Consider the following 25008-nt stretch of genomic DNA (forward strand, 5'->3'; position numbering starts at 1 on the left):
GCAGTCGTGAGCGACAGAGAGTCGTACGCGCGCGATCGTGTCTCCTTCGGTGTCGTCGCGTCCGCTGCCGTACTAGCGCTCATCGTGGTCGTCGGCATCTTCGTCTTCGTCGGCCGCGACGACCAAGGCGTCGGCGGCGCTCCGGCCGTCACGGAAGGTTCGGGCGGCACCGGGTTCGCCAGCCCGGAGGTGGACATCCTCGGCAGGCGCGTCGACGTCCCGAACAATGCGGCGGGACAAACCCTTCCGCAGGATCCCGCGCGGCAGCGCAAGCCCAGCGACCCGGACTGGTTGACCGCGGCGCCGGAAGGTACCACCGAACCACACGGTTGGCAGCGCGTGTACGGCGCCTCGGTGCCCTTCTCCACCTCCGACGGGCCCACCCGCATCGAGGACGACTTGGCCGTCGGATACTCGCATACCCCGCAGGGTGCGGTGCTGGCGGCGGCGCAGATCACCTACCGGCTCAACGCTCGCCCCGCCCACCGCGACCTGTATATGCGTCAGGTCCGGGTCTCCGCGCAGCAGATCGCCGCCTACGACAGGGCGCTGGCCGACGACCGCCTGCCCGAGCAGCAGCCAGAGAAGGTGACCCGCTACTTCGTCGCCTCCGATGCGTTCAAAGTCGACGATTACGCCGACGATCTCGCCATCGTCCGCCTGGCCACCAGGGGACCGGTGGTGGACGGCAAGCAGCTGTGGGCGGCTACTCGCCTGGTCATGGTGTGGGACGCGGGTGACTGGCGCTTGAAGCCTTCCACGTCCAACAACGCGCAGACGGAGTATCTCGAGTCGCTGGCGGGGTGGACGAAGTGGTGACAACGCGAGGTTCCGGTCGTCCGCCCCTGGCCCTGCTCGGCGCGGGCGCGGTGCTCAGCGTTGCGATCGCCGCGATCGTCACGGTTGTCACCGTGGGGGACAGCGCCTCCGGTGACGACCGCGCCTCGACGCCCGGCACGATGTCGGCGAGCGCTCCGGCACTCGGGTCTGCCGTCCCCAGCGCCGCCGCGGTATTCGGCAACCCCGAGACCGACATGTTCGGCCGACGCGTCGATGTCCCGGTCGCCGCTGCCGGCGTTGCCCTGCAACAGCATCCGGACCAGCGGCAGCAACCCGGCACGCCGGGAGGGACCGCCGCCGCGCCGGTGCCGTCCAACGGCGAAGGGGTGTGGCAGCGGATATTCGGCGGTCCCGTCGTGCGCTTCTCGACATCCGACGGGCCGTCCAGGATCGATGGTTCCGCCGCGGTGGGATTCGCGCATACGCCGCAGGGCGCCGCACTGGCCGCCGAGCAGATCTACTGGCGGACCAACGCCAATCCCAAGGATCGTGACCTGCTGGTCCGTCTGGTCGACGTGACGCCGGGGTATCTGGCCGAGTACGACCGGCTGGTCGCCGAGGGCAAGGTGTCCGATCGTCTGCCCGACAAGCTCAGACCCCTGTTGTTCGCTTCGGACGCGTTCCGGATCGAAAGCTATGCAGATGATTTCGCGAAAGTGCAGTTTGCGAGAAAGGCTCGAGAAACAGTTGATGGCCAACCAACATGGGTGGGCATGCGCCTGGCGGTCATGTGGCGAGACGGAGATTGGAAGCTCACCGCGGTGACAGGCGACGAGCGAGTGCAGATCGAGTCCCTGCGGAGCATCGAGGGGTGGACACAATGGTGAGGCGGATAGTCACGATATTCGCGGTCATCTTCACGGTGATGATCGCGACGCCGACCGTGGCCTACGGACAAACCTACGGTTTCGACGAGACGTGCAATGAAATCCACGACACGCTCGACAATGTCGGCCTGCCCGGCATCTCCCTCGGTGACGCCGCCTCCGCCGCGTGCAAGGCGGGCAATGCCGCCTCGCATCCGGGTCAGGCGGCGACGGCGGTCAAGGACAAGGCCTGGGACTCGACGTTCGGCAAGGTGGTCGACTCGCTGATGAACGGCCTCGGCGAGGCCATCATCCTGGCGTTGACCTTCTGGATGAAGGTGCCCAACGAGGCCGTCAGCGATTCGGGCTCACTGTTCACGAAGATCAACGACTACACCTATCAGGCACAGATCTTGCTGCTGATCGCGTCGGTGATCATTTCCGGCGCGCGACTGGCCGAGGCCAGACGCGGAGCCGTGATGAACGAGGCGGCCGAGTCGTTCCGGATGTTCACCCGCGTGGTGTTCAGCTCCTGGATGCTCGGCGCGGTGATCGTGGCCGGCACGCAGGCCTCGGATCGGTTCGCGGAGTGGATCATCAGCGACTCGACCAACGGCAATGCCAAGGACCTTGCCGAGCTGATGGTGAAAACCAGCAAGCTGCAAGCCTTTTCACCCGGACTGGTGCTGATCATCGCGATCGTCGGCCTGCTCGGCGCGCTGGCGCAGATCGTGCTCGCCATTGTCCGCCAAGGCCTGCTGGTGATCGCGGCCGGAGTGCTGCCGCTGGCGGCGGCGGCCTCCGGCATGAACGTGGGCAAGCAGTCCTATCAGAAGCTGATCGGCTGGATCATCGCCTTCATGCTGTGGAAACCGGTGGCGGCGATCGTCTACATGATCGCCTTCACCACCGCGGGTCACGTCGACTCGCTCACCCCGACCGGTGGCCTGCCCGACGGCGAGCAGGCCCAGCGCATGCTGGTCGCGATCGTGCTGCTGTGCAGCGTGGCGTTCGTGCTGCCCGCGCTCATGCGGCTGGTCACCCCGGCCGTCGCGATCGTCGGTAGCGGCGGTTCGGGTCTCACCGCGACCGGCGGCACCCTGCTCGCGGTGGCGGGCTTGGGTGCCATGGGTACCAAGGCCGTTGGCGTCAAGGGCGCCGCGGCGCCGGGCGCGGCGGGTTACGTGAGCGGCAGCGGGACCGGTCCGCGGCCGGGCGGCGCGGGTGGCCCGCGCGGCGGCGCGCCGCGGCCGCCGACTACGCCCCGGGGTGGTGGCGGCGGTCAAGGCGGCGCGGCACCGCGCGCCTCCGGACCCGCGGGCGCGGCCGGAGTAGCCTCCGGATCGGCCAGGACGGCAGGCCGGATCGGCGCGGCGCGCGCCGCGAGCGGCGGACTGAACCGGGCCGAGCAAGCCATGGGTGACGTCGCGGGCGACCGCTGGACGAACCGTTCACCCGACCTCGGGAGGAGCACCATTCCGCGATGACAGTCACCGACACCTACGAGCGGCGCTCGTACGGGCTCTGGCAGAAGCCGCGCAGCGCGGGCCTTTTCGGCCTGCGCTGGGAAGAGACCGTACTCGGCTTCGCGGTCGTGATCACGGCGCTGATCACCGCGATGGTCGGCGGCTTCCAGTGGGGTCTGATCGTCGGCGGCACCGGTGTCGTCGTGATGGTTCCCCTGGTGTGGCGGACCGGAGGTCGTTCGGGCTACGAGACGGGATTGATGATGTTCAACTGGATGCGCTCGCGTAGTCGTGGCGAGCATGTATACCGCGGTGGCCGCTTCTCCCGGATCCCGGGCGGCGTCACCCGTTTGCCCGGTCTGCTGGCGCCCTCCAAGCTCTACGAGGGCATCGACGCGGGCGGCTACAGCTTCGGCATGATCCACCTGCCGCAATTCGCGCAGTACACGGTGGTGCTGCGGGCGTGGCCGCAAGGACACGAGGCGGTGGACCAACCCGTCATCGACCGATGGGTCTCGGCGTGGGGCACCTTCCTCGCCTCGGTCGGCCAGACCAGCGACATCGTCGCCGTCGTTCCGGTCATCGACACCGTGCCGGAGACCGGAAACCGGTTGCTCACCGAAGTTTCCACGATCACCAGGCCTGAGGCGCCGGAACTGGCCCAGCAGGTGATGTACGAGCTGGCCACCGAGCTGCCGCAGGAACGGGTGCAGCTGCTGCCGCGCGTGGCGATCACGTTCAAGGCCACCACCGCCGAGCGCCGCAAGAACCCGGCGGAGGAGGCCGTCGAGATCGGCCGCCGCCTGCCCGGTATCTGCGCCGCGCTCGCCGAGGCAGGCGTGCGCGCACAGCCGATGTCGGCCGACGAGGTGATCGCGTTCATCCGGCGCAGCTACGACCCCGCCTCGCAGGCCGATCTGGAGGTCGCCGCGGGCGAACCCGAAGGGCACGGCCTGGATTGGGCGGACGCGGGTCCGGTGTCCCATGACGAGAAGTGGGATCATCTGGTGCACGACGGCGGCCGGTCGGTCACCTGGGAGATGGACGCGGCCCCGGAGGGCGCGGTCGACGAGCGGGTCCTGCAGCGGTTGCTCGCGCCGAATCCGGAAGTACCGCGCAAACGTATCGCGATCGTGTACCGTCCGCACTCAGCCGCCGACGCCGCCGAAATCGTCGACGACGATTTCAAGAACGCGCTGGTGGCCCAACAAAGCGAACGCGGGGTCGTGTCCGCGGCGGCGACGCTGCGGGTGGGCGCGACCCAGCAGGCCCGCGAGGAGCAGGCCAGGGGTCACGGTGTGACCCGCTTCGGGGCGCTGGTGACCATCACCGAGCCACTGCGCGGCGACCTGCCGCGCATCGAAGCCATCACGCGCGATCTGTCGACCCAGGCGCGCTTGAAGATTCGGCGGTGTTACCGCTACCAGGCGGCGGCCTTCGCGGCTTCGCTCGGTTGCGGGGTGATCCTGCCGGAGCACGCGACTATTCCGAAGGTACTGGCGGGGTGAGCGATTCATGGCACGGGACTACGAGCCACCCGTACGGGAACGGGACGAGGACGCGCGCCGCAGACGGCTCGAGCAGTCCGGTCGGGACGACTCGGGCCAGCGGCAGGCCCGGCCGCGGCACCCCGCACGGGATTCGGCGCGGGTGAACGGCGGGGACCGGCACGGCGTCGAGACGTCCGATCGGCGCGCGGCACGCGAAGCCGAGCGGCGTTCGCGAGCGGGCGCAGACCGCCCCCACGGCGAGCGCGGCTCCCGCGTCCCCCGTGACGCGGCCACCGAGCGCATCGCCAGGCGGCCGGATCGCAACGGCGCCAGGAACGGCCGGGTGGCGCGGCCCGCCAAGGTCGACTACACGGCCGATCGCGCCATGGGTACCCCGTACCAGGACAAAGCGGCCCGCCGCGCGAAGGCGAAGGCGGATCGGCGCAAACAGTCCGGCCCTCCGCTGCTCGACGACGCCACCCGCGCCAAGCTGGAGATGATCGCCCGCGAGGGCAGCGGTCTGCGGGCGGCGTGGGCGCAGTTCCGGGTCCGCACCGACGACATCCGCCGCCGCAACTACGCGGCCAGGGCGGAGCAGTCGATCGAGGACGGATTCGACCGCAGCACGGCGCAACTCACCGACCGCGGTTACGCGGGGCCGGGCGGCGGCCGGATGAACGTGGTCGGCCGGCCGGTCGAATACCGCGCCACCACCGCCCAGGTCGCCGGCTTGTGGCCGTGGTCGGTCGGCGCGGGTGCGCCGCTGATCGGCACCCCACTCGGCTCGCATCTGCACACTGGAGCCCCGGTGTGCTTCGACCCGATGAACTGGTTCATGCGCGGCAGCTTCATCACCGCGCCCAGCCTGTTCGTGCTCGGCCTCAACGGTTTCGGCAAGTCCTCGCTGGTGCGCCGGATCGTGCTCGGCGGCATCGCGCAGGGCATCACGCCGCTGATCCTGGCCGACGTCAAACCGGACTACCGCAAGATGGTCGAGCTGGTCGGCGGTCAGGTGATCGACCTGGGTTACGGGCACGGCAAGCTCAATCCGCTCGCCGCGGGTGTGCTCGGCGCGGTGGTTCCGCGGCTGGAAGAGTTCCCGGCCCTGCAGCTGCAAGTGTTGCAGGACCTGCGCGCCAGGCAGGTGACGCTGATCGCCGGTCTGGTCGAACTGGTGCGCGGCGACCGCGTCCGCGACTACGAGGAGACGCTGATCTCCACCGCACTGCGCATCCTGTACCGGCCCGGCAGTGGATATACGCCGGACAAGCCGCCGATCATGGAGAACCTCCTCGACGTGATCGTCAGTGGCGGTGACGAATTGATGCTGGACGCGGGCGCCGACAACCCGGCCGAGTACCAGGAGGCGATCAAGGGCCTGCGCCGCTCGCTGCGCGCGCTCACCCAGGGCCCGTTCGGCGCGGTCTTCAACGGACAGACCACCGTGCCGATCGACACCAGCGCGGTCGCGGTGTGCATGGACGTCTCGCATATCCCGACCGGCGACAAGAAGCTCAAGGCCGCGGTCATGCTGGCCTGCTGGGCCGACGGATTCGCCTCGGTCGAGGCCGCGCACGTGCTGGCCGACGCGAAGCTCGGCCCGCAGCGCTACTTCCAGGTGGTGATGGACGAGCTGTGGCAGGTGCTCGGTCTCGGCGACTTCATGGTCGACCGCGTCGACGAGCTGACCCGACTACAGCGTGGCATCGCCACCGCGCTGATCATGATCAGCCATACCATCAAGGACCTGCAAGCACTCGGATCGGAAGCCGCGATAGCGAAAGCGCTCGGTTTTCTCGAGCGCGCACGTGCGAAGATCTTCGGCGCGCTCCCGGCCGAGGAGATCAAACGACTCGACAGCACGGTTCCGTTCACATCGGCCGAGGAGGAGATGGTGACCGGATGGTCCGCACCGCAAGCGTTGACGGGCGAGGCGCTCAAGCCCGGACAGCTGCGGCCGTCTCCGCCCGGTACCGGTAAATTCCTGCTCAAGATCGGTGAGGACCGCAGGCCCGGCATCCCGTTCCACATGGAATTCACGCTCTCGGAGAAGGAAAGCGGGATCCACGACACCAACCAGCGGTTCAGTGAATTCACCGAATCGACCTCGCGCGGAACGGATTCGCCAGGGAGTGCCGCATGATGCCGCACCGGTCCTACCGCCGCGTCTCACCCGAGGTGCGCGAGGCCGCGGTCGCGCAGGTCATCGCGCTCACGGGCAAGCTGCGCAGCGAATCGGAGGCCTGTCGCGTGGTCGCCGACCAGATCGGTGTGCACACGAATTCGGTGCGGAATTGGGTGCGCGCGGCCGAAGGCCCCAGCCTGGAGCGCATGGACGCGACCGCGTTGCGGCGCAAGGTGGCTCTGTTGCAACAGCAATTGGCCGCTGCCGCCGAGATGAACCGCACCTTGGCCGACACTCTCAACGAAGCCCGGCGCCGGACGTGAAACACGCCTGTGCGCGGCATTCTGCCGGGGTGCGGTGATGAGCGGCAAATCGGTGTTGTGGACGGCGCTCGGCGCGGTTCTCGGACTGGTGACCGTCGTGCTGGTCATCGTCATGCCCGCGGTGGACGACCCTTGCGAGGGCGGCTCGGTGCTCGGCTCACAGTCGGCGCTGCCGCCGCTCGGCGGGTACACGCCGGGCGATCGGCGCGCCGCAGCGACAGCGAATCCCACTGGAACACAGACGAATCCGTCCGCTACTGCTACGCCGTCGCTGGCGGCGGGTGTCGGTCCGCTGCGCCGTACTCTGCCACTGGCTATCGGAACGTTCACCCTCTCAGATGTTTTCGGCTCACGTGGGGGCGCGCACAGAGGTGTCGACCTGGCCGCGGCCGACGGCACCCCGATCTTCTCGGTGTCCGACGGCCGTGTCGTCGCCGCCGGCCCGGCGTCGGGCTTCGGCAACTGGATCGTCGTCGATTCGGTGGACACCAACGGCCGTGCGTATTCGGCTGTCTACGGCCACATGTGGGACTCGGGTGTGCTGGTCCGCGCCGGCGACACGGTGGCCGCGGGTCAGCACATCGGTGCGGTCGGCTCGGCAGGCGAATCCAGTGGGCCACACCTGCATTTCGAGATCGTGCCGGGCGGCCGGTTCACCGGCGGGCGGCAGATCGATCCGTTGCCCTGGCTGGATGGCGCGCCGACGCCGGATATCGGTGGCGCGCATGCCTATTCCAGCGATCCGCGGTGCAGCCTCGGCTTCGGTACCGCCGGTGGCGCGCTCGCGACGGGCAAGGTGCCACCGGAACTGGAGATCTGGTACCGGCGCGCGGGTTCGATCTGCCCGCAGGTCACGCCGTCGCTGCTCGCCGCGCAGGGCAGGCAGGAGTCCGGTTTCCGGCGCGGCGCGGTCTCGCCCGCGGGTGCGCAGGGCCTGGCCCAGTTCCTGCCGAGCACCGCGGCGAGCATCAATCCCGATGATGGCCAGCCATATGTCATCGATGCCGACGGCAACGGCGTGGCCAGCGTGTGGGACGACGGCGACGCGATCATCGGCCAGGGCCGCTACATGTGCGCGATCGCGCACAAGATCCTGCGGTGGCAGTCCGAAGGCAGAGTGCAAGGCGACGTTGTCGCGCTCACGCTGGCGGCGTACAACGCGGGCGAGGGCGCGGTGCTGGCCTCTGGCGGCATGCCCAACCAGGTCGCCGCGCACTACGCCGAGACCCAGCCGTATGTGCGGAGCATTCTCGCGATGGAGGCGCAGTACCGCGCGCCGGGCTCGGTCGGCCGGTTCACGCCGGGGGAGAGCTCGACCGGCGACCAGATCGTCGAAGCCGCCCACGAATGGCTCGGTACGCCTTATGTCTGGGGCGGTGGCGGGCCGCAGGGGCCCAGCGGAGGCGGTCTGGACGGGCCCGGACTGACCTCGGCTGCGGTGTTCGCGGCGTCCTCCGGCACCGTGACATTGCCGCGCACGGCCGAACAGCAATGGGAGGCAGGTGCGGAGGTGCCGATGAGCCGAATTCAGCCGGGTGATCTGGTGTTCAGTTCATTCGGGCCGCGCGGACCGGCGCTGGTCGGCATCTACGCCGGGAACGGCCGGATGATCCAGTCGGTTCCGGGCGCGGACGCCCGATCCGCTGGCGGCGTCTCGGAAGTCGCGGTGCCTGGAGACGGACGAGCGAGGAGGGTGCTGTGAGCGAGCGAACAATCGGCACAGCTGAGCACTCGCTCGTGCCGGAGCTGAGCGTCAGCGAGGCGCAGGCATGAGTGAGCGAGCGATCGGTACAGCCGCCTCGACGGTCATGACGGAGCCGAGCGTGGCAGGTGCGGGAATGCGTGCCCGCGCCGAACACGCGGTCGGGGAGCTGCCGCGACGCGGCGCGATGCGGCTAGCCTGGAATGACAAAGCAAGTGCACGCGCGAAACTGGTGGTGATGCTGGTGCTGAGCGTCGCGGTGCTGAGCGCGGCCTGCGGTCGCGCGGACCGCGCGGACAAGGGATCCGATGCGGCGCATCCGGCTACGTCCACGACCCGCCTCCTCGAGGTCGCTCCCGCGCCGGATCCGGTGACTCCCGACGGCGTCGCGGTCGCGGCGCTGCGGGAGATCTACAGCTGGCAACCCGCCACCGAGAGTCAGGGTGCTTCGCTGTCGCGGGCACGGAAGTTTCTCGGCCCCAGCCTGATTCGTATGCTGGATACGGCGCCGACCGTGGTGGAAGCCCCGAAGTCGTCGCTGCAGTGGGCGGATTGGGCGAGAGAAGAGGCGCGTGTGGAGGCGTTCACTTTCGCGTCCGGCGAGAAGGCGCCGATCCTCACCGATCCGAACGTCCAGCAGTTCAAGATCGGGATCGAGCAGACCGTCGTCTACCCGAACGGGCGCAAGGAGGCGTTGCCGCCCGCGACGGTGATCGCCACCGTCGTGCGCACACCCGACGGCTGGCGGCTCGACGCGTTCCGCTGACCACCCGCTTTCCCACCGGACGGCCCACCCAGGAGGCACACATGGCGAAGAAGAAAAAGGTGACGGATCCGGCCGTACCCGGACCCGACGTCAGCCTGATCCTGATCTACGCAGGCTTCGCGATCTTCGGAACCCTCTGGCTCGCTCTCCATCTGGGCAACATGCTCGCGGGCAGCCCGCAGAAAGTCCCGATCAACCCCATTGCCATCGCCGCCGACCTGGCCAGGGGAAAGCTTCAGTGGCCCGGCGCGGCCACGGTGATCGTCCTGCTGGTGATCATGAGCGTGGTCGGCTATCTTGTGATTCGCAAGCGGCTGCAGCAGCGCCAGTCCAAGGGCAGGCTACCGGTCGACGACAAGGCCGACGTGATGGGCAATGGCGGCGCGATCTCGATGCTCACCGAGGCGGGCGTGCGGGAGAAGGCCCAGCAGCTCGGTGTGAAACTTCGTGACGGTGGCGTTCCCGGCGTGCCGATCGGCGTCGGCGTGGCCGACGGAGTCATGCTCTACGGCTCGTACGAGGATCTGCACCTGGACATCTGGGGCCCACGCCAAGGCAAGTCGACCTCGCGCGTGATCCCGGCGATCCTCACCGCGATCGGGCCGGTGCTAGCCACCTCGAACAAGCGCGATGTGGTGGACGCCACCCGAGATGTCCGGGAGGCCAAGGGAAGTCCCACGTTCGTCTTCGACCCGCAGGGCGTCGCGGGTGAATTGCCGACCTGGTTCTGGGATCCGTTGTCCTGGGTGGACGCGAAGCGCGAAGGGTGCGAGATGCGCGCGGCGCGGCTGGCCGGGCACTTCGCCGACGGCGACGACGGCCGCGACACCAACACCGACGCGTTCTTCGATCCCGAGGCGGAGGACCTGCTGGCCGGACTGTTCCTCGCCGCCGCGGTCGGCGACCGCAACGGCAGCCGCCCGATCGTGCAGGTCTGGGAATGGGTGACCAATCCGCAGGACACCGAGCCCATCGAACTCCTGCGCGCCGCCCGCCACCACTACACGGCTTCCGGCCTCTCCTCGCAGTACAACACCGACCCGCGAACGCGCAGCGGCATCTTCGGCACCGCCAAGAAGATGATCCGCTGCCTGAAGCTGTCGAACGTGCACCCGTGGATCACCCGGGGCGGCGACCGCAGGGAGTTCGACGAGATGGAGTTCCTGAACCACAATGGAACGCTGTACAGTCTGTCGCTGGAGGGCCGCGGCTCGGCCGCGCCGCTGGTGAGCGCGCTCACCGAGGCGGTGATCGACGTCGCGATGCGCAAGGCCTCGCAGTCGGCCGGTGGGCGACTGGCGATTCCGTTGCTCGCGGTGCTCGACGAGGCCGCGAACGTGGTGCGCTGGAAGGATCTGCCCAAGCAGTACAGCCACTTCGGCTCGCGCGGCATCGTGGTGATGACGGTGCTGCAGTCCTGGGCACAGGGGGCGCGCTGCTGGGGTGAGAGCGGCATGAACGCCCTGTGGTCGGCGGCGAACATCAAGGTGCTCGGCAGCGGCGTGGACGACACCAAGTTCCTGCAGGAGCGTTCGGACGTGCTGGGCGAATACGACGCGATCTCGCAGTCGGTCTCCGAATCCAAAGGCGGCAAGAGCTATTCGCGCTCTCTGAGTTCGTCCAAGACGTTCACGGTCAACGCGCTGGCGACATTGCCGCGCGGCCGGGCCATCCTGTTCCCGTCCGGGGCGCCGCCGGTGCTGCTGCGTACGGTGCCGTGGTGGGAGGGCGAGTACGCTGCCGACGTGAAGCAGTCCATCTCGCGTCATGATCCGGAACGCAAGACCCAGATCACGGACCTGGTCGGCGCGCCTTCGCTGAGCAAGTCGACGCCGCCGCCAGAGCACGGACCGATCGAGGAGGTTCGGCCGCTATGACCGAGCAGCAGCAACAACCGATGGCCTACTCGAATGTGGTGGATTTCGTCGAGAACTACCTCAGCGGAATCTACCGGCGGCAGGTCACCGATCTCAGCGACACGGTGTGGTGCCCGGAATGGTGGCAGCACGCCGAGGCGATCGCTCGGCTGGATGCGCTGTGGCGGGCCTGGGAACATTACCGCCAGGACGGGGCGACCGGCCTGAGCGTCTGGTTCCTGGATCACGCGGACCCGCACATGGCGAAGCTGTTCGACCCCAAAGGGCCGTTCAAGTACTGCAGTGTGCGCAACGGCCACAAGGACATGCTCAGCCCGCTGCCGACGAAATCGCCGCAGCACGGCATGTTCGGCGATCCGACCATCGGCGACTTCCACACCTAACCGGTTGCGTGGCAGCCATTCTCGCGAATGCCATCGAAAGAACAACGCCCGCTGGGTAACTCCAGCGGGCGTTCACTCCTGGTGCTTATCTGGTCCGTTCCAAGCCGCGAGATTCCTGTTCTCTCGCCCCTCTGGTCACCGTCGCCGCCTCGCCGGGGCGAGTGCGCACCGCTTCGCCCGGTGGTTGTGCCTGCCCTACTTCGATCAGCATCCGCACCGCGGCCAGTTCCGGCGCGACACCCATTTTGGCGAGATGGGCGGCGATCGCCATCCGCCGTTCCGGGGAGTCGTATTGCATCGCCGGCCTGGCGTTGGCGGCGGCAGTGGCGGCCATCCGCGAGGCCTCGGCTTGCGCGGAGAAGCGGTCCTTCTCCAGGGACACACCCTTTTCCGCGATCGGCTTCTCGATCAGCCGAGCCAGCTCCGTGTTCCGCGGATCCTTGGCCTTCGCGTCGCGAGCCTCCCGGACCTGCAGTTCCCTTGCCTCTTTGACGCGGGCCTCGGCGAGCTTGACTCGCGCTTCGACTTCCTTCTGACCACGCTCACGGGTCTTCAAGGCAACGAGTGTCGCAAGCTGCAACATTGTCCTCATCATGGCCGCGGTTTCCCGGCCGATGTCGTCCAGTTCCTCGGACATGGCTGCTCCCCGATGCTGCAGTGATCACTATGGATGATGGTGGTGCTTCGTCACGGACGCCGCCACGCGAACTGTAGTCCCGTGCAGCGGGTCCCGCCTGCAAACGTGGACACCCGGAGTACTCGCGGCGTGGCGCACACTCTCTCCCAGGGCGATCCTGTCGAGGGGGTGACTACGCTACGGGAACTCCTTGGTTCGAGGTTACCCGACAAAGGTCGGCACAATCGAACGAGCGTGCCGCTTATCAGCATATATCGCACATTTCCGGCGCGCGTCGGAACGCGCCGGATGATCTTCGGGATGAGGACAGCCTGGCCGAACAAAGGTTCGCCTATCCTCGCTCCGGCTGGATGCGCCCCGGACACGGCTCGGGCCCGCTGCCGGTTCGGCGGCGGGCCCGAGAGTTCGACGATCAGCGGTCGATGCGCACCGACTGGAGCGTGACCGGCTGGTTCGGCTTGCCGTCGCCGGGGCCGTTGGAATTGTCCTGGCCCACCTGCGCGATCTTGTCGAGGGTGCCGAGGCTGTTCTCGTCCACCGTGCCGAAGATCGTGTACTGCGGTGGCAGCTGGGAATCCGCATAGACGATGAAGAACTGGCTGCCGTTGGTGCCGGGACCGGCGTTGGCCATGGCGAGGGCGCCGCGCTTGTAGACGATCGCGTTCTTGGTTGCGTTCGGGTCGTCCGGCGCGTACTGATCGGTCGGGTACTCGTTGTCGAATTCGTAACCGGGCCCGCCCATTCCGGTACCGGTCGGGTCACCGCACTGCAGCACCTTCAGGCCCTCGTCCGCGGTCATCCGGTGGCAATCGGTGCCGTCGAAGAAATTCTGCGCGGCCAGGCTGACGAAGCTGTTCACCGTGCACGGCGACTCGGCGTTGTTCAGCGTCAGACCGATCGGGCCCTGACTGGTCTCCATGCTGACGCTGACCTTGGCATCCACCCCGGTGGTCGGGATGCCGTCGGCCTTCGGCTTGCTCGCGGGCTTGTCGGCGGGCTTGGCGCTGTCGCGGTAGACACAGTCGACCGTCGCGGGCTTGGCCTTCGCCGCGGGCGGCGTGGCGGCGGTGGGGGCGCTGGACAGCGAGGGGTCGGCGGCGTCGGAGCCGCTGTCCTCGCCGCGGGTCAGGAAGTACACCCCGGTGACGGCGGCGACCACGACGACGATACCCAGCACCGATCCTGCGATCGTGAGTTGCTTCCGCTTGCGCGCCCGCTCGGCCCGGTTGGCGAGCTGACGCTCCAGTTTGCGTTTCGCCGCTGCTCGTCGCTGTTCGTTGCTCGGCACTACCACGTTCCTCCCGTATCCGGTGACATCGGGATAAGAGTGTGCCATTTCTTCCTGAGACTGATCCGCATCCTTCCCGAGAGGCGGTTCGGCGAACCGGTTGGACTTGCGGGGGCGTAGTGGTGGAAACTGGAGCATCGTGACCAAGACCAGCAGCTTCTCTGCCCCGAAGGGGGTACCGGACTACGTGCCACCCGGCTCGGCCGAGTTCGTCGCGGTGCGCGACGGCCTGCTCCGCGCCGCCCGACTGGCCGGGTACGGACATATCGAGCTGCCGGTTTTCGAGGACACGGGCCTGTTCGCCCGTGGTGTCGGCGAGTCGACCGACGTGGTCACCAAGGAGATGTACACCTTCCCCGACCGCGGTGACCGCAGCGTCACACTGCGTCCCGAAGGGACCGCCGGCGTGATGCGCGCGGTCATCGAGCACGGCCTCGACCGCGGCCAGCTGCCGGTGAAGCTGTGCTACGCAGGTCCGTTCTTCCGCTACGAGCGGCCGCAGGCCGGCCGGTACCGGCAGCTGCAGCAGGTGGGGATCGAGGCGATCGGCGTCGACGACCCGGCGTTGGACGCCGAGGTGATCGCCATCGCCGATGCCGGATTCCGTGGACTCGGGCTGGACGGCTTCCGGCTGGAGATCACCTCGCTTGGCGACGAGACCTGTCGCCCGCAGTACCGGGAACTGCTGCAGGAGTTTTTGTTCCAGCTGCCGCTGGACGAGGAGACCAAGCGGCGCGCCCAGCTCAATCCGCTGCGCGTCCTGGACGACAAGCGGCCCGAGGTGCGCGCGATGACCGCGAACGCGCCGTTGATGATCGATCACCTGTCGGAATCGGCCAAGGCGCACTTCGAGCAGGTGCTCGGTCACCTGGAAGCGCTCGGCGTGCCCTACGTGGTGAACCCACGCATGGTGCGCGGCCTGGACTACTACACCAAGACCACGTTCGAATTCGTGCACGACGGTCTCGGCGCGCAGTCCGGCATCGGCGGCGGCGGCCGCTACGACGGCCTGATGGCCGAACTCGGCGGGCAGCCGCTGTCGGGCATCGGCTTCGGTATCGGCGTGGACCGCACCATGCTGGCGCTGGCGGCCGAAGGCAAGTCGGCGGGCAACCCGGCGCGCTGCGAGGTCTTCGGTGTGCCGCTGGGCGATGCCGCCAAACAGCGCCTGGTCGTGCTCGCGGCGCAGCTGCGTGCGGCAGGCGTGCGGGTCGATCTCGCGTACGGCGGGCGCGGTGTGAAGGGCGCGATGAAGGCGGCCGACCGGTCGGGGGCGGCGTTCACCCTGGTGCTGGGCGACCGCGACATCGCGGAGAACACCATCGGGCTCAAGGACATGGCGACCGGCGAGCAGCGGCAGATCCCGCTGGCCGAAGTGGTCGGGGTGATCCGGGAGTCGCTGGCCTAGCCGCGACGAGGTCGGCGCGGGTCACCGGTTGCGCGGCATGGACGCCGCGACCGGGGTACTCTGCGCCGAACCCGCCGTCGGCCGAGCGGCGGGCACGGTAGCGTGACCGGCGCATCGATGCCGGGGTCGCGAGAGGGCGGAACAGTGTCGACGAATTCTGATGACGAGCAGGCGCTCGCGCCGGTAGGGCTCGATTTGGTCGCGCCCGAGCTGTACGCGCCGATGCTGCGCCGCCTCGCGCTGGCCGCGTCGGGCATCGGACTCGGCGCCGCGCTGCTGGCGGCGACCGTGGTGAGCTGGCCGATCGCCGTCGCCATCGGCGTAGTCGTCGGCGCGCCAACCGTCTTGTACGCCATCGCGTTGCGGCGGCGGCGAATGTGGCTGTCCGGGACGATCATTCACGCCCGCAGGCTGTTCGGCGAACGGCAGGTGGAGATGTCGTCGGCGACGGGTGTCGAGGTGCTGGTTTTCCCGGCGCGGTTGAGCCGTATCGTCCTGCGGGTCACCGCCGGAGAGGTCTCGCAGGTCATCCCGCTGGCGATGTACACCGATGCGGGCAGCGGCCGCGAGCTGCATCTGCTCGGCCTGCGCAGGCTCGCCGACGCGCTCGCCGCCAGTCGATTGGCCGCGGCGGTGGCCGTTTCCGCCATGCTGGTGCAGCAATTGCGTGCCGAGGCGCGCGATGCCGGTCTGGAGGAGCGGCCGCTGTTTCGGGCCGTGCAGCTGGCGCGGGCCAAGGACGTGGTGTCGCCGATCGTGCTGACCGACACCGAGGTCGCCGCGCTCGGCTGACCCGCAAGCGTCGGCCCCGGCGGCGCTCAGCGCGTCCGGCCCGGTCCGCCGACGCCGCGTTCCACCGCGCCGGCGTGCGCCGAGCCGCTACTCGACGGTCCAGGTTTCCGGCCCGGTGAGCAGGGCTTGGAGTGATTCCGGACCGATCGGTTTTGTTTCCCGTGCGACCTCGGTCTGGTAGCGCACGGCGTCGTCGTAGGTCGGCCGCGCGACGCTGCGGAAGACGCCGGTGACGACATGGTCGAGCCCCTGATCGGACAGCCGCGACAGCGCGTAGGCATACTCCGGGCTGTCGGCGTACGCGTCGTGCACCACGATGTCGGACTCCGCGACACTGTCGGTACGGGCCACTTTCATCCCGAAACCGCTTCGGACCACCGCGAATTCGCCTTCGGCGCCGAACCGGATGGGTTCGCCGTGCCGCAGCGGGATGAGGTGCTCCGCGGCGTTCTCCCGGCGCAGCACGTCGAACGAGCCGTCGTTGAAGATCGGGCAGTCCTGCAGGATCTCTACGAACGACGTGCCGCGATGCTCGGCGGCGGCGCGCAGCACCTCGGTGAGTCCCGCGCGATCGGAATCCAGCGCGCGGGCCGCGAAGGTCGCTTCCGCGCCCAGCGCCACCGACAAGGTGTTGAACGGGTGGTCAGGCGAACCCATGGGGGTGGATTTGGTGATCTTGCCCTGCTCCGAGGTCGGGGAGTACTGGCCCTTGGTCAGCCCGTAGATCCTGTTGTTGAACAGCAGGATCGTCATGTTCACATTGCGGCGCAACGCGTGAATGAGATGGTTCCCCCCGATGGACAGCGCGTCGCCGTCACCGGTCACCACCCAGACCGACAGATCGGGACGGCTGACCGCGAGGCCGGTCGCGATCGCGGGAGCCCGGCCGTGGATCGAGTGGATGCCGTACGCCTCCAAGTAGTACGGGAAGCGGCTGGAGCAGCCGATCCCGGACACGAACATCAGATTCTCCCTGCGCAGGCCGAGTTCGGCGAGGAAGCCGCGCACCGTCGCCAGGATCACGTAGTCGCCGCAGCCGGGGCACCAGCGGACCTCCTGATCGGAGGTGAAGTCCTTCGCCTTCTGCGGTCCGTCCGCGGCCGGCACCCCGGACAGGCCGGTCAGGCCCAGGTCCGTGCCGACAAGCGACGTTTCCACGATGGTCATGCGTTACCCCCAGTGGTGGTGCGATAGGTGGCCCGCGCCCGGGCGGCGAAGACCTTGTTCTGTTCCATCTCCCCGATCGACCCGTCCAGCGCCGCGTCGATGACGCCGACCAGCTCCTGGGCGGAGAACGCGGTGCCCGCGACCTTCGTCCACGGCCGCACGTCGACCAGGTACCTCGCGCGCAGCAGCATGGCCAGCTGGCCGCCGTTCATCTCCGGCGCCACCACGATGCGGTAGCGGCGCAAGACCTCACCCAGGTTGGCGGGCAATGGATTCAGATGTCGTAGGTGTGCCTGGGCGACCGGAACGCCGCGGCGGCGGGCGCGCCGGCAAGCCTCGCCGATCGGGCCGTAGGAGCTGCCCCAGCCGATCAGCAGGAGCTCGGCCGTGCCGTCGGGATCGTCCACCTCGACATCCGGCACGGTGATGCCGTCGATCTTGGCCTGGCGCAATCGCACCATGAGCTCGTGGTTGGCGGGATCGTAGGAGATGTTGCCGCTGCCGTCCGCCTTCTCCAGTCCGCCGATGCGGTGCGCGCGTCCCTTGGTGCCCGGAACTGCGAGCGGGCGCGCCAGCGTGTCGGGATCGCGGGTGTAGGGCTGGAACGGGGCGCCGTCGTCGCCCTCCGGCTCGAACGCCGGGTCGATCGGGGGCAACTCCGCCACTCGGGGAATCGACCATGGTTCCGAACCGTTCGCGATCGCGCCGTCGGACAGCAAGAGCACCGGTGTGCGGTAGGTGAGTGCGATCCGTGCCGCGTCCACCGCGGCGGCGAAGCAGTCGGCGGGGGAGCGGGGCGCGACCACCGCCACCGGTGATTCACCGTTGCGGCCGTAGAGGGCCTGCAACAGGTCGGCCTGCTCGGTTTTGGTCGGCAGGCCGGTGGAGGGGCCGCCGCGCTGCACATCGATGACGACCAGTGGCAGCTCCGTCATCACCGCGAGGCCGATGGTCTCGCTCTTGAGCGCGAGGCCGGGGCCGGAGGTGCTGGTGACGCCCAGCGCGCCGCCGAGCGAAGCGCCCAGCGCCGCACCGATCCCGGCGATCTCGTCCTCGGCCTGGAAGGTCGTGACGCCGAAGTTCTTGTGCTTGCTCAGCTCGTGCAGGATGTCCGAGGCGGGCGTGATGGGGTAGGTACCGAGGAAGACGGGCAATCCCGCGAGCTGACCGGCGGCGATCAGGCCGTAGGCGAGCGCGGTGTTGCCGGTGATCTGCCGGTAGGTTCCCGGCGCCAGCTTCGCCGGCGCGATCTCGTAGGTGGTGGCGAAGCTCTCGGTGGTCTCGCCGTAGTTCCAGCCCGCACGGAACGCCAGCACGTTGGCCTCGGCGATGTCCGGCTTCGTGGCGAATTTCTCCCGCATGAACCGCTCGGTTCCGCCGATCGGGCGCCCGTACATCCAGGACAGCAGGCCGAGGGCGAACATGTTCTTGGCGCGCTGGGCGTCCTTCTTGCCCACCCCGGTCGACTCGGTGGCGCCCAGGGTGAGCGACGTCATCGGGACGCGGTGGACCACAAAGTCCGACAGGGTGTCGTCGGCCAGTGGGTCGGCGGTGTAACCGACCTTGGCGAGGGTGCGCTTGGTGAACTCGTCGGTGTTGACGATGACGGTGGCGCCGCGCGGAAGGTCCTCCAGATTCGCCTTCAGCGCGGCGGGGTTCATCGCGACCAGTACATCGGGCTGGTCGCCCGCGGTGAGAATGTCGTAGTCGGCGATCTGGATCTGGAACGACGAGACGCCCGGCAGGGTGCCTTGCGGCGCTCTGATCTCGGCCGGGAAGTTCGGCTGGGTAGCCAGGTCATTGCCGAAGGCGGCGGCCTCGTGGGTGAAGCGATCGCCGGTCAGCTGCATTCCGTCGCCGGAGTCCCCGGCGAACCGAATGACGACCTTTTCCAATTTTGCTGTGCCGACATCATTTTGGTGTGAAACCATGTGCCTGCTTCACTTCCTCGTCGCTGAGAGGTGCCATCGCCAAACTACTCCGTCGAATGCGGTGCGCGCCCGGCGAAGCGCACGGACCCGCCAGATTCGGCGATGGCGGCGTCAGGCGAACAATGCCAGCTGCGGGTCGGTTGTGTCCGCGGTTTCGGGCCGTGTCTCCGGTTCGGTCTGCCTGTGCGGCGTCAAACCGTGCTCGGCCAGCAGCGGATCGACCCGTGCGCGCAGCCAGGCCGAGTATTCCGGCGTCACGGACTCGCCGCGGCCGTAGAGCTGACGGTAACGGCGCAGCAGGGCCGGATGGTGCTCGGCCAGCCAGGACAGGAACCAACCCCTGGTGCTGCCGCGCAGGTGCATCGGGAACGCGACGGCCGAGCTCGCCCCGGTCTCGGCGATAGCGCCGAAAATGGCGTCCAGGTGTGCCCGGCTGTCGGTGAGACACGGGATGACCGGTGCGACCAGGACGTCGACCGCGAACCCCGCGTCGGTGAGGGCGCGCACCAAGTCCAGTCGCGCACGCGGTGACGGCGTGCCCGATTCCAGGCTGCGATGCAGGTCCTCGTCGAGGATCGCGATGGACACCGCCAGACTGACCCGAACCTCGCGGGCGGCCGAGGTGAGCAACGGCAGATCCCGCCGCAGCAATGTGCCCTTGGTAAGGATGGAGAACGGGGTGCCGGACTCGGTCAGCGCGCGAATGATCCCCGGCATCAAGCGATACCGGCCTTCCGCGCGCTGATACGGATCGGTGTTGGTGCCGAGCGCGACCGGTGCGCGCCGCCAGGACCGCCTGCCGAGTTCCTTGCGCAGCACCGCGGCGATATTCGTCTTCACCACGATCTGCGTGTCGAAGTCCCGGCCCGCGTCCAGGTCCAGGTACTCGTGCGTGCCACGCGCGAAACAGTAGCGGCAGGCGTGCGAACAGCCGCGCATCGGATTGACCGTCCACTGGAACGGCAGATTCGTGGCCTCGGGCACCTTGTTCAACGCGCTCTTGCACAGCACCTCGTGGAACGTGATGCCCTCGAACTCGGGTGTCTGTACGGTGCGCACCAAACCTGCCCGGGACAGCCCGGGCAGGGCGCCGTCCTCGGCGTCCAGGGTTTGGCTTTGCCACCGCACCCCTTCAGTCGAACATGTGTTCTAAGACCTGTCAAGCGATCTGCTTGGCGCCGGGCGGCGCCAGCCGAGAGGGGTCGGCGAAGAATGCGACCAGGTCGCGAACGGTCTCGTCGAGCGGGCGCGGCTGGTACCCGAGTTCGCGCGCGGCCTTGCCGTAGTCGACGATCGGCGCGGAGATCAGCGCGCCGAGCGCGGCCTTGGAGACGATGTCGGAATTGAACAGCTTGCCGATGGGTGCCAGCACCGGGATGACGCCGGAGGCGAGCTTGGCGGGGATGGCGAATTTCGGGCCCTTCTTGCCGCCGTGCGCCGCGGCGACGCGGCACAGCTCGAGCATCGAGATCATCGACCCGCCCAGCAGGTAGTTCTCGCCGGTGCGGCCGCGTTCGCCGGCCAGCACCAGGCCCTCGGCCACGTCGCGTACGTCCACCAGGTCGAATCCGCCGCCGATCATGGCGGGCACCCGCCCCAGCGCCGCATCCTTCATGGTCCGGTTGATCCTGGACAGCGGCTTGCCATAGTCCAGTGGGCCGAAGACGCCGGTGGGATTGCACAGCACCGCGTCCAGGCCCTGGTCGATCACCTTGCGCAGTGCCACCTCGCCTGCCCACTTCGAACGGTCGTAGACCGGCAGCGCCGGGTCGGTCGACCGCGGAGCGCGCTCGTCGATCCGGCCGCCGCAGCTGTACTGGTCGAACGCGTGGATGGAGCTGGCGTGCACCATGCGGCGCGCGCCGGCGGCCAGTGCCGCCTCGGCGACGACGCGCACGCCCTCGGTGTTCACCCGCCAGGCCAGGTCGTTCTTCTCGGCGAGGGTGATCACGGCGACCAGGTGGTAGACGACCTCGGCGCCGGCCAGTGCGGCGCGCATCGATGCCGGATCCAGCACATCGCCGCGCACCCAGGTGACGCTGGGCGCCGCCGTCTCGCCGGGAATCGCGCGATCGATGGCGGTGACCTGGTGTCCGCGCTCGGTGAGCAGGCGGAGCAGGTTCGTGCCAAGGTAGCCGGCTGCGCCGGTCACTGCGACCTTCATGGCAGAGAGAATATAGAACTTGTTCTAATTTGCAACACGTTCCAATTCCATGCCGGTCGCCTTGTCCCGCGGCGCGTTCGGGCTCGAAACATGCCGGTACGGTCCGCTATATTGAGCGCAACCGTAGCGGCCCTTGCCGATTCGGCAGGGAGCGGGACCGGTCACGACGAAGTTCATGACGCATGTTCACGACGATTTGGGGGGCAACTCGATGAGTGATCTCTCGGTAGAGACCCAAGCGGTCCGGGCGTTCGCCGCCACGAACGCGGGTATCGCCGGTGATCTGGCTGGGGCGGGCAATATCGACGCGGCGAAGAACATCGCCGCGCTGGTTCCGGTGTTCGGCCTGATCGGCGCGGACTACCTGGCGATGTTCGCCGCCGCACAGGTGTTGCAGGCCAAGGACATCAACGATCTGTCGGCCAAGTACGCCAAGTTGTCGGAGTCGGCGTTCGGCGCCGCGGCGGCCTTCGACGCCATGGACTGGGCCAATGCGAGCGCGCTCGGATCGAAGACGGGCGAGATCGGAGGCGCGGTATGAGACCACTCGACAGCGGCGTCATCGCCCCGGAGGACCAGGCCGTCGCGCACGCGGCAGAGCAGAATGTCGCCATCGGCCAGCAGACCGTGCTGGACGCCCTACCGGATTCACCGGCTGGGGCGGTGCTCGACCTGCCGCTGCCGCAGCTGCCCGAGGACATGCCGCCGATCGAGCCGCCCGCATTCGTTGTGGCGCGCAAGATCTCCGAGGATCAGCAGACGATCGGCGCGACTCCCGCCGGACTCCCCGGACTGAACGGCGTTCCAGGCGGCGAGGATCTTCCCGGCGTGCCGCATGAGGTGTCCGCGCTGCTCGGCGATGCGAACGCCGCGGCGGCTCCGGTGGTCGCTGCCGCGCTCGAGCACGCCGACGGCGTGCTGAGCGGTGCCATCACCGACGCGCCGAACTCGATCGCCACCGCGGCGAATCAGGTGAATCAGGCAGCGGCCGCGCTGCCGCCGCTGCCCGCCGATCCGGTCGCCGCGCTGATGCAGGGCGTCGCGCTGCCCGCGCTGCCCGGCGTGGACGTGCTGATGAAGCCGATCCTCGACCTGCTCGGCAGCTTCGGCACCGGCGTCATCGGCGCGTTCGATCCGACCGCGATCCTCAGCCAGTCCTCCAAGGTCATCGAGATGGCCATGCAGGTGGGCAGGGGCAGCATGGCCACGGTCGAGCAGGTGTGGCAGGGCCAGGCCGCCCGCAACGCCCAAGTTACGAGCCAGCAGGCGAACGTCGAGGGCCAGGAGACCGGCCAGCGCGGCCTCGATATCTCCGAACTCACCCAGCGCGCCGCCGTGGTGGTGCAGCAGGGCAACGCGCAGCTGCTCGGCATCGCCTCGTCCTTCGCCACCCAGGCGACCGCGCTCGCCCCGGTGATCCTCACCCCGCCCGCGCAGGCGACGCTGATCGCCTCGGCCACCGAGCACCTGGGCCACGCCGTCGGCGTGGTCAACGCCACCCGCGGTGATCTGGCGGGCAAGACCGCCGAGCTCGGCGGCATGGTGCAGCAGCTGGTCGGACCGGAGGCGCAGGAAGCCGCGCAGTCGCTGGCGCAGAACGTCGGCCAGCCGATCCTGGAACAGGCGCAGTCGACCGCGACCGACACCGCGACCAAGGCGGCCGGCCTTGACTCCGCCACGCCCGGCACGTCGAGCCCCCTGACCACGCCCTCGTCGGTGCACACCCCGCAGAGCCCGGGTACCAACCACGGTGCGCCGTCCGGATTGTTCGGCAGTCCCGGTCGGCCGGGGACCCCGAGCACACCCTCGGTACCCAAGCCCACCGGCCTGCCCGGCACTCCGGTCGCTCCGGTCCGCCCGGTCGCCGGTATGCCCGGCACGCCGTTCGGAACCGGCACGCCCGGCACTACCGCGGCCGGAGCCAACAGCTTCATGGGCGGCCCGGCCGCCGCCGCGGGGCAACGGAGCGATGACGCGGAACACTCGCGCACGGTGCAGCCGTACTCGAGCCCCACCGGCAACGACGATCTCACCGGTCCGCTGGGGGAGTCCACGCCGGACGTCATCGGCGCGACGCACTCCGACGAGATCATCAGCTCGGACTACGAACAGGACCAGTTCTAGTCCGGGCAGCGATTCCGGCTCGGCCCGCACGGCGGTGATCCGCTCGGGCCGAGCATCGTGCGGTTCTCAGTTGTCCGGCACGAACGCGTCGAGCAGTGTTCTGTAGAGGTCGGCGAAGCGTTTGCGCGCGGCCTGCTGCTCGGCGCCGAGCCCGTCGGTGGCCTCGGGCGCATACACGACCAGATGCACGTCTTGTCCCGCTGACTGCGGCATGTAGTCGATGATCCGGCTGCTCTGATCGGCGGCCCTCGGCACACCGAGATCCGCCGTGGCCAGAGCGGTGGTCTCGGCAACCGCGGCTGTCAGCGCATCGGGCCGAATGTGGCCTTCGATCCGCTTCGGCGGTGTCTCCGGGCGACGATCGGCGGCAATGGCGTCGGGACTGCTGACCGCCCGGCCGTCGGCGAAGATCTCCAGCTGCGGGCGTAGATCGGTCCGGGTCTGCCAGCCGTCCGGGATGGTGGTCAGGGTGAACAGGGCCAGTGGCGCCGCGATCGGCGGTAGGGCGCTGGGCCGGTCGGCGGCCGGGTCGGCCGCGGCCGTGCCCGAGGCCATCCCGAGTGTCAGCATCACAACCAGCAGAACAGCTTTCGTTCCTCGCATCGATCCCATCTTCCGGTGCTGTCCGTGTTCGCCTGCGGCACAGGTGAACTGCCGTCGATCATGACAGCGCGCCGTCCCGCGGTGCGGACCGGCGCGCTGTGTCGTCGATCGATCCGGTTCTACCGCAAGGCAGACGGGTTGTTCAGGTCCGGTGCCGAATAGGTGTCGCAGGCGCGGACCTGACCGGTCCGGTAGCCGGTGAGGAACCATTTCTGCCGCTGCTCGGAGGAGCCGTGGGTCCATGCTTCGGGATTCACCCTGCCCTGCGCCGCGCGCTGGATGCGGTCGTCGCCGACCGCCGCGGCCGCCGACAGCGCGTCGTCGACGTCCTTGTCCGACAGCGGCCGCAGGAACGGCTGGTCGCCCCCGGGTGCGGGCTGTTCGTCCGCGAAATGCGCCCAGATGCCCGCGTAGCAGTCGGCCTGCAGCTCAGTGCGCACCGCACCGGACTCAGGGCCGCGCGGATCGCGTTGTGCGCGGCCGATGTCGCCGAGCTGATTCTGGAGGTGATGGCCGAACTCGTGCGCCACCACGTATTCCTGCGCCAGCGGACCGCCACTGGCGCCGAAACGATCCACCAGGTCCTGGAAGAAGCTGGTGTCGAAGTAGGCGGTCCGATCGGCCGGGCAGTAGAACGGGCCCACCTCGCTGGTGGCGTTGCCGCAGCCGGTCGCAACGGCGCCGGAGAAGAGCACGACGTCCGGCTCCACATAGCGCTTACCGGTCTGCTTCGGCAGCTCGGCCGACCACACGGCGTCCAGGCTCTGAGCGGTGAGCGCCACCCGGCAATCGAGGTATTTGTTCGCGTCGGCGCCGGTCTTGCAGTGACTCGGCGTGCCAGCGGTGCCCGGCTGCGTCTGGCTCTGGTCCGGCGCGCCGGTGAAGTTGCCGAGAACGGAGCCGGGGTCGCCGCCGAGCAACAGGGTCAGCACCAGCACGATGAGTCCGCCCGCACCGCCGCCCAGCGCGAGCTTGCCGCCCATACCGGGTCCACCACCGGACGAAACGCGATCCGGATCGATCTGCATGCCCTCGTTGAAGGTCATCGTCGTCGCTCCTGTGTTGGATTTGCCGCGACTGCGTCGCGGCGTATTCGCGGCGCCGGGAAGGCTTGCG

22 protein-coding genes are annotated in these 25008 nt (G+C 68.8%); 14 read left to right on the forward strand and 8 right to left on the reverse strand.

Annotated features, from left to right (window positions below):
• Positions 1 to 6 precede the first annotated feature (6 nt).
• The 10 genes from AB0M45_RS19690 to AB0M45_RS19735 all read left to right on the forward strand — a co-directional run bounded on the left by AB0M45_RS19690 (position 7) and on the right by AB0M45_RS19735 (position 11778).
• Complete coding sequence (locus AB0M45_RS19690; protein WP_364330744.1) at positions 7 to 819, forward strand: hypothetical protein; 813 nt, start codon at positions 7 to 9, stop codon at positions 817 to 819.
• A complete protein-coding gene (locus tag AB0M45_RS19695; protein ID WP_364330747.1) occupies positions 813 to 1667 on the forward strand; it encodes a hypothetical protein in 855 nt (284 codons plus the stop codon). The genes AB0M45_RS19690 and AB0M45_RS19695 overlap by 7 nt, the downstream gene beginning before the upstream one ends.
• Complete coding sequence (locus AB0M45_RS19700; protein WP_364330939.1) at positions 1661 to 3133, forward strand: hypothetical protein; 1473 nt, start codon at positions 1661 to 1663, stop codon at positions 3131 to 3133. Before AB0M45_RS19695 ends, AB0M45_RS19700 begins: the two co-directional genes overlap by 7 nt.
• Positions 3130 to 4620 carry an SCO6880 family protein gene (locus AB0M45_RS19705; RefSeq protein ID WP_364330750.1) on the forward strand — a complete coding sequence of 497 codons (1491 nt, stop codon included), beginning with the start codon at positions 3130 to 3132 and terminating at the stop codon, positions 4618 to 4620. Before AB0M45_RS19700 ends, AB0M45_RS19705 begins: the two co-directional genes overlap by 4 nt.
• Before the next feature lie 7 nt (positions 4621 to 4627).
• Positions 4628 to 6745, forward strand: a complete 2118-nt coding sequence (locus AB0M45_RS19710; RefSeq protein ID WP_364330752.1) for a hypothetical protein — start codon at positions 4628 to 4630, stop codon at positions 6743 to 6745.
• Positions 6742 to 7050 (forward strand): transposase, encoded by a 309-nt coding sequence (locus tag AB0M45_RS19715; protein ID WP_364330755.1) that lies wholly within the window; start codon positions 6742 to 6744, stop codon positions 7048 to 7050. Before AB0M45_RS19710 ends, AB0M45_RS19715 begins: the two co-directional genes overlap by 4 nt.
• Positions 7051 to 7087: 37 nt before the next feature.
• Positions 7088 to 8752 (forward strand): peptidoglycan DD-metalloendopeptidase family protein, encoded by a 1665-nt coding sequence (locus AB0M45_RS19720; protein ID WP_364330758.1) that lies wholly within the window; start codon positions 7088 to 7090, stop codon positions 8750 to 8752.
• 67 nt (positions 8753 to 8819) lie between these two features.
• Positions 8820 to 9518: a hypothetical protein gene (locus tag AB0M45_RS19725; protein ID WP_364330761.1), complete on the forward strand. Its 699-nt coding sequence runs from the start codon at positions 8820 to 8822 to the stop codon at positions 9516 to 9518.
• 41 nt (positions 9519 to 9559) lie between these two features.
• Entirely contained in the window at positions 9560 to 11395 is a 1836-nt protein-coding gene (locus tag AB0M45_RS19730) for a TraM recognition domain-containing protein (protein ID WP_364330764.1), read from the forward strand.
• Positions 11392 to 11778, forward strand: coding sequence for a DUF4913 domain-containing protein (locus AB0M45_RS19735; RefSeq protein ID WP_364330767.1), 387 nt, complete (start codon positions 11392 to 11394; stop codon positions 11776 to 11778). The genes AB0M45_RS19730 and AB0M45_RS19735 overlap by 4 nt, the downstream gene beginning before the upstream one ends.
• Positions 11779 to 11863: 85 nt before the next feature.
• Here the strand turns inward: AB0M45_RS19735 and AB0M45_RS19740 are convergent, their stop codons facing one another.
• Positions 11864 to 12415 carry a hypothetical protein gene (locus AB0M45_RS19740; protein ID WP_364330770.1) on the reverse strand — a complete coding sequence of 184 codons (552 nt, stop codon included), beginning with the start codon at positions 12413 to 12415 and terminating at the stop codon, positions 11864 to 11866.
• Positions 12416 to 12827: 412 nt separating this feature from the next.
• Complete coding sequence (locus tag AB0M45_RS19745; protein WP_364330773.1) at positions 12828 to 13703, reverse strand: peptidylprolyl isomerase; 876 nt, start codon at positions 13701 to 13703, stop codon at positions 12828 to 12830.
• Between the two features lie 139 nt (positions 13704 to 13842).
• Between AB0M45_RS19745 and hisS the strand changes: the two genes are divergently transcribed.
• Positions 13843 to 15111 (forward strand): histidine--tRNA ligase, encoded by a 1269-nt coding sequence (gene hisS, locus AB0M45_RS19750; protein WP_364330776.1) that lies wholly within the window; start codon positions 13843 to 13845, stop codon positions 15109 to 15111.
• A 144-nt stretch (positions 15112 to 15255) separates the two neighbouring features.
• Positions 15256 to 15903: a hypothetical protein gene (locus tag AB0M45_RS19755; protein ID WP_364330779.1), complete on the forward strand. Its 648-nt coding sequence runs from the start codon at positions 15256 to 15258 to the stop codon at positions 15901 to 15903.
• An 87-nt stretch (positions 15904 to 15990) separates the two neighbouring features.
• Here the strand turns inward: AB0M45_RS19755 and AB0M45_RS19760 are convergent, their stop codons facing one another.
• From AB0M45_RS19760 to AB0M45_RS19775, 4 genes are all read right to left on the reverse strand, one after another.
• Positions 15991 to 17070: a 2-oxoacid:ferredoxin oxidoreductase subunit beta gene (locus tag AB0M45_RS19760; protein ID WP_364330782.1), complete on the reverse strand. Its 1080-nt coding sequence runs from the start codon at positions 17068 to 17070 to the stop codon at positions 15991 to 15993.
• A complete protein-coding gene (locus AB0M45_RS19765; RefSeq protein WP_364330785.1) occupies positions 17067 to 19001 on the reverse strand; it encodes a 2-oxoacid:acceptor oxidoreductase subunit alpha in 1935 nt (644 codons plus the stop codon). The genes AB0M45_RS19760 and AB0M45_RS19765 overlap by 4 nt, the downstream gene beginning before the upstream one ends.
• 111 nt (positions 19002 to 19112) lie before the next feature.
• Positions 19113 to 20129, reverse strand: a complete 1017-nt coding sequence (locus AB0M45_RS19770) for an Rv2578c family radical SAM protein (RefSeq protein WP_364330789.1) — start codon at positions 20127 to 20129, stop codon at positions 19113 to 19115.
• 31 nt (positions 20130 to 20160) lie between these two features.
• Positions 20161 to 21165 (reverse strand): NAD-dependent epimerase/dehydratase family protein, encoded by a 1005-nt coding sequence (locus AB0M45_RS19775; RefSeq protein ID WP_364330792.1) that lies wholly within the window; start codon positions 21163 to 21165, stop codon positions 20161 to 20163.
• 175 nt (positions 21166 to 21340) lie between these two features.
• Between AB0M45_RS19775 and AB0M45_RS19780 the strand changes: the two genes are divergently transcribed.
• Positions 21341 to 21706 carry a type VII secretion target gene (locus AB0M45_RS19780; protein WP_364330795.1) on the forward strand — a complete coding sequence of 122 codons (366 nt, stop codon included), beginning with the start codon at positions 21341 to 21343 and terminating at the stop codon, positions 21704 to 21706.
• The gene (locus AB0M45_RS19785) at positions 21703 to 23289 is read left to right on the forward strand and encodes a hypothetical protein (protein WP_364330798.1); all 1587 of its coding nucleotides are present in this window, start codon (positions 21703 to 21705) and stop codon (positions 23287 to 23289) included. Before AB0M45_RS19780 ends, AB0M45_RS19785 begins: the two co-directional genes overlap by 4 nt.
• Before the next feature lie 66 nt (positions 23290 to 23355).
• On the opposite strand, the gene AB0M45_RS19790 is transcribed toward AB0M45_RS19785, so the two are convergent.
• Both AB0M45_RS19790 and AB0M45_RS19795 read right to left on the reverse strand, forming a co-directional pair.
• On the reverse strand, positions 23356 to 23892 hold the full coding sequence (locus tag AB0M45_RS19790; protein WP_364330800.1) for a hypothetical protein: 537 nt from the start codon (positions 23890 to 23892) through the stop codon (positions 23356 to 23358).
• Between the two features lie 119 nt (positions 23893 to 24011).
• Positions 24012 to 24938: a neutral zinc metallopeptidase gene (locus AB0M45_RS19795; RefSeq protein ID WP_364330803.1), complete on the reverse strand. Its 927-nt coding sequence runs from the start codon at positions 24936 to 24938 to the stop codon at positions 24012 to 24014.
• Positions 24939 to 25008: the final 70 nt, after the last annotated feature.

Source organism: Nocardia sp. NPDC051787 (assembly GCF_040681325.1).
Lineage (GTDB): Bacteria > Actinomycetota > Actinomycetes > Mycobacteriales > Mycobacteriaceae > Nocardia.

Coding starts and splice junctions, on each gene's coding strand:
- AB0M45_RS19765 (WP_364330785.1), bottom strand. CDS start 19,001: ATGGTTTCACACCAAAATGATGTCGGCACAGCAAAATTGGAAAAGGTC.
- AB0M45_RS19700 (WP_364330939.1), top strand. CDS start 1,661: ATGGTGAGGCGGATAGTCACGATATTCGCGGTCATCTTCACGGTGATG.
- AB0M45_RS19790 (WP_364330800.1), bottom strand. CDS start 23,892: ATGCGAGGAACGAAAGCTGTTCTGCTGGTTGTGATGCTGACACTCGGG.
- AB0M45_RS19760 (WP_364330782.1), bottom strand. CDS start 17,070: ATGACCATCGTGGAAACGTCGCTTGTCGGCACGGACCTGGGCCTGACC.
- AB0M45_RS19720 (WP_364330758.1), top strand. CDS start 7,088: ATGAGCGGCAAATCGGTGTTGTGGACGGCGCTCGGCGCGGTTCTCGGA.
- AB0M45_RS19725 (WP_364330761.1), top strand. CDS start 8,820: ATGAGTGAGCGAGCGATCGGTACAGCCGCCTCGACGGTCATGACGGAG.
- AB0M45_RS19705 (WP_364330750.1), top strand. CDS start 3,130: ATGACAGTCACCGACACCTACGAGCGGCGCTCGTACGGGCTCTGGCAG.
- AB0M45_RS19780 (WP_364330795.1), top strand. CDS start 21,341: ATGACGCATGTTCACGACGATTTGGGGGGCAACTCGATGAGTGATCTC.
- AB0M45_RS19730 (WP_364330764.1), top strand. CDS start 9,560: ATGGCGAAGAAGAAAAAGGTGACGGATCCGGCCGTACCCGGACCCGAC.
- AB0M45_RS19775 (WP_364330792.1), bottom strand. CDS start 21,165: ATGAAGGTCGCAGTGACCGGCGCAGCCGGCTACCTTGGCACGAACCTG.
- AB0M45_RS19785 (WP_364330798.1), top strand. CDS start 21,703: ATGAGACCACTCGACAGCGGCGTCATCGCCCCGGAGGACCAGGCCGTC.
- AB0M45_RS19795 (WP_364330803.1), bottom strand. CDS start 24,938: ATGACCTTCAACGAGGGCATGCAGATCGATCCGGATCGCGTTTCGTCC.
- AB0M45_RS19740 (WP_364330770.1), bottom strand. CDS start 12,415: ATGTCCGAGGAACTGGACGACATCGGCCGGGAAACCGCGGCCATGATG.
- AB0M45_RS19735 (WP_364330767.1), top strand. CDS start 11,392: ATGACCGAGCAGCAGCAACAACCGATGGCCTACTCGAATGTGGTGGAT.
- AB0M45_RS19715 (WP_364330755.1), top strand. CDS start 6,742: ATGATGCCGCACCGGTCCTACCGCCGCGTCTCACCCGAGGTGCGCGAG.
- AB0M45_RS19710 (WP_364330752.1), top strand. CDS start 4,628: ATGGCACGGGACTACGAGCCACCCGTACGGGAACGGGACGAGGACGCG.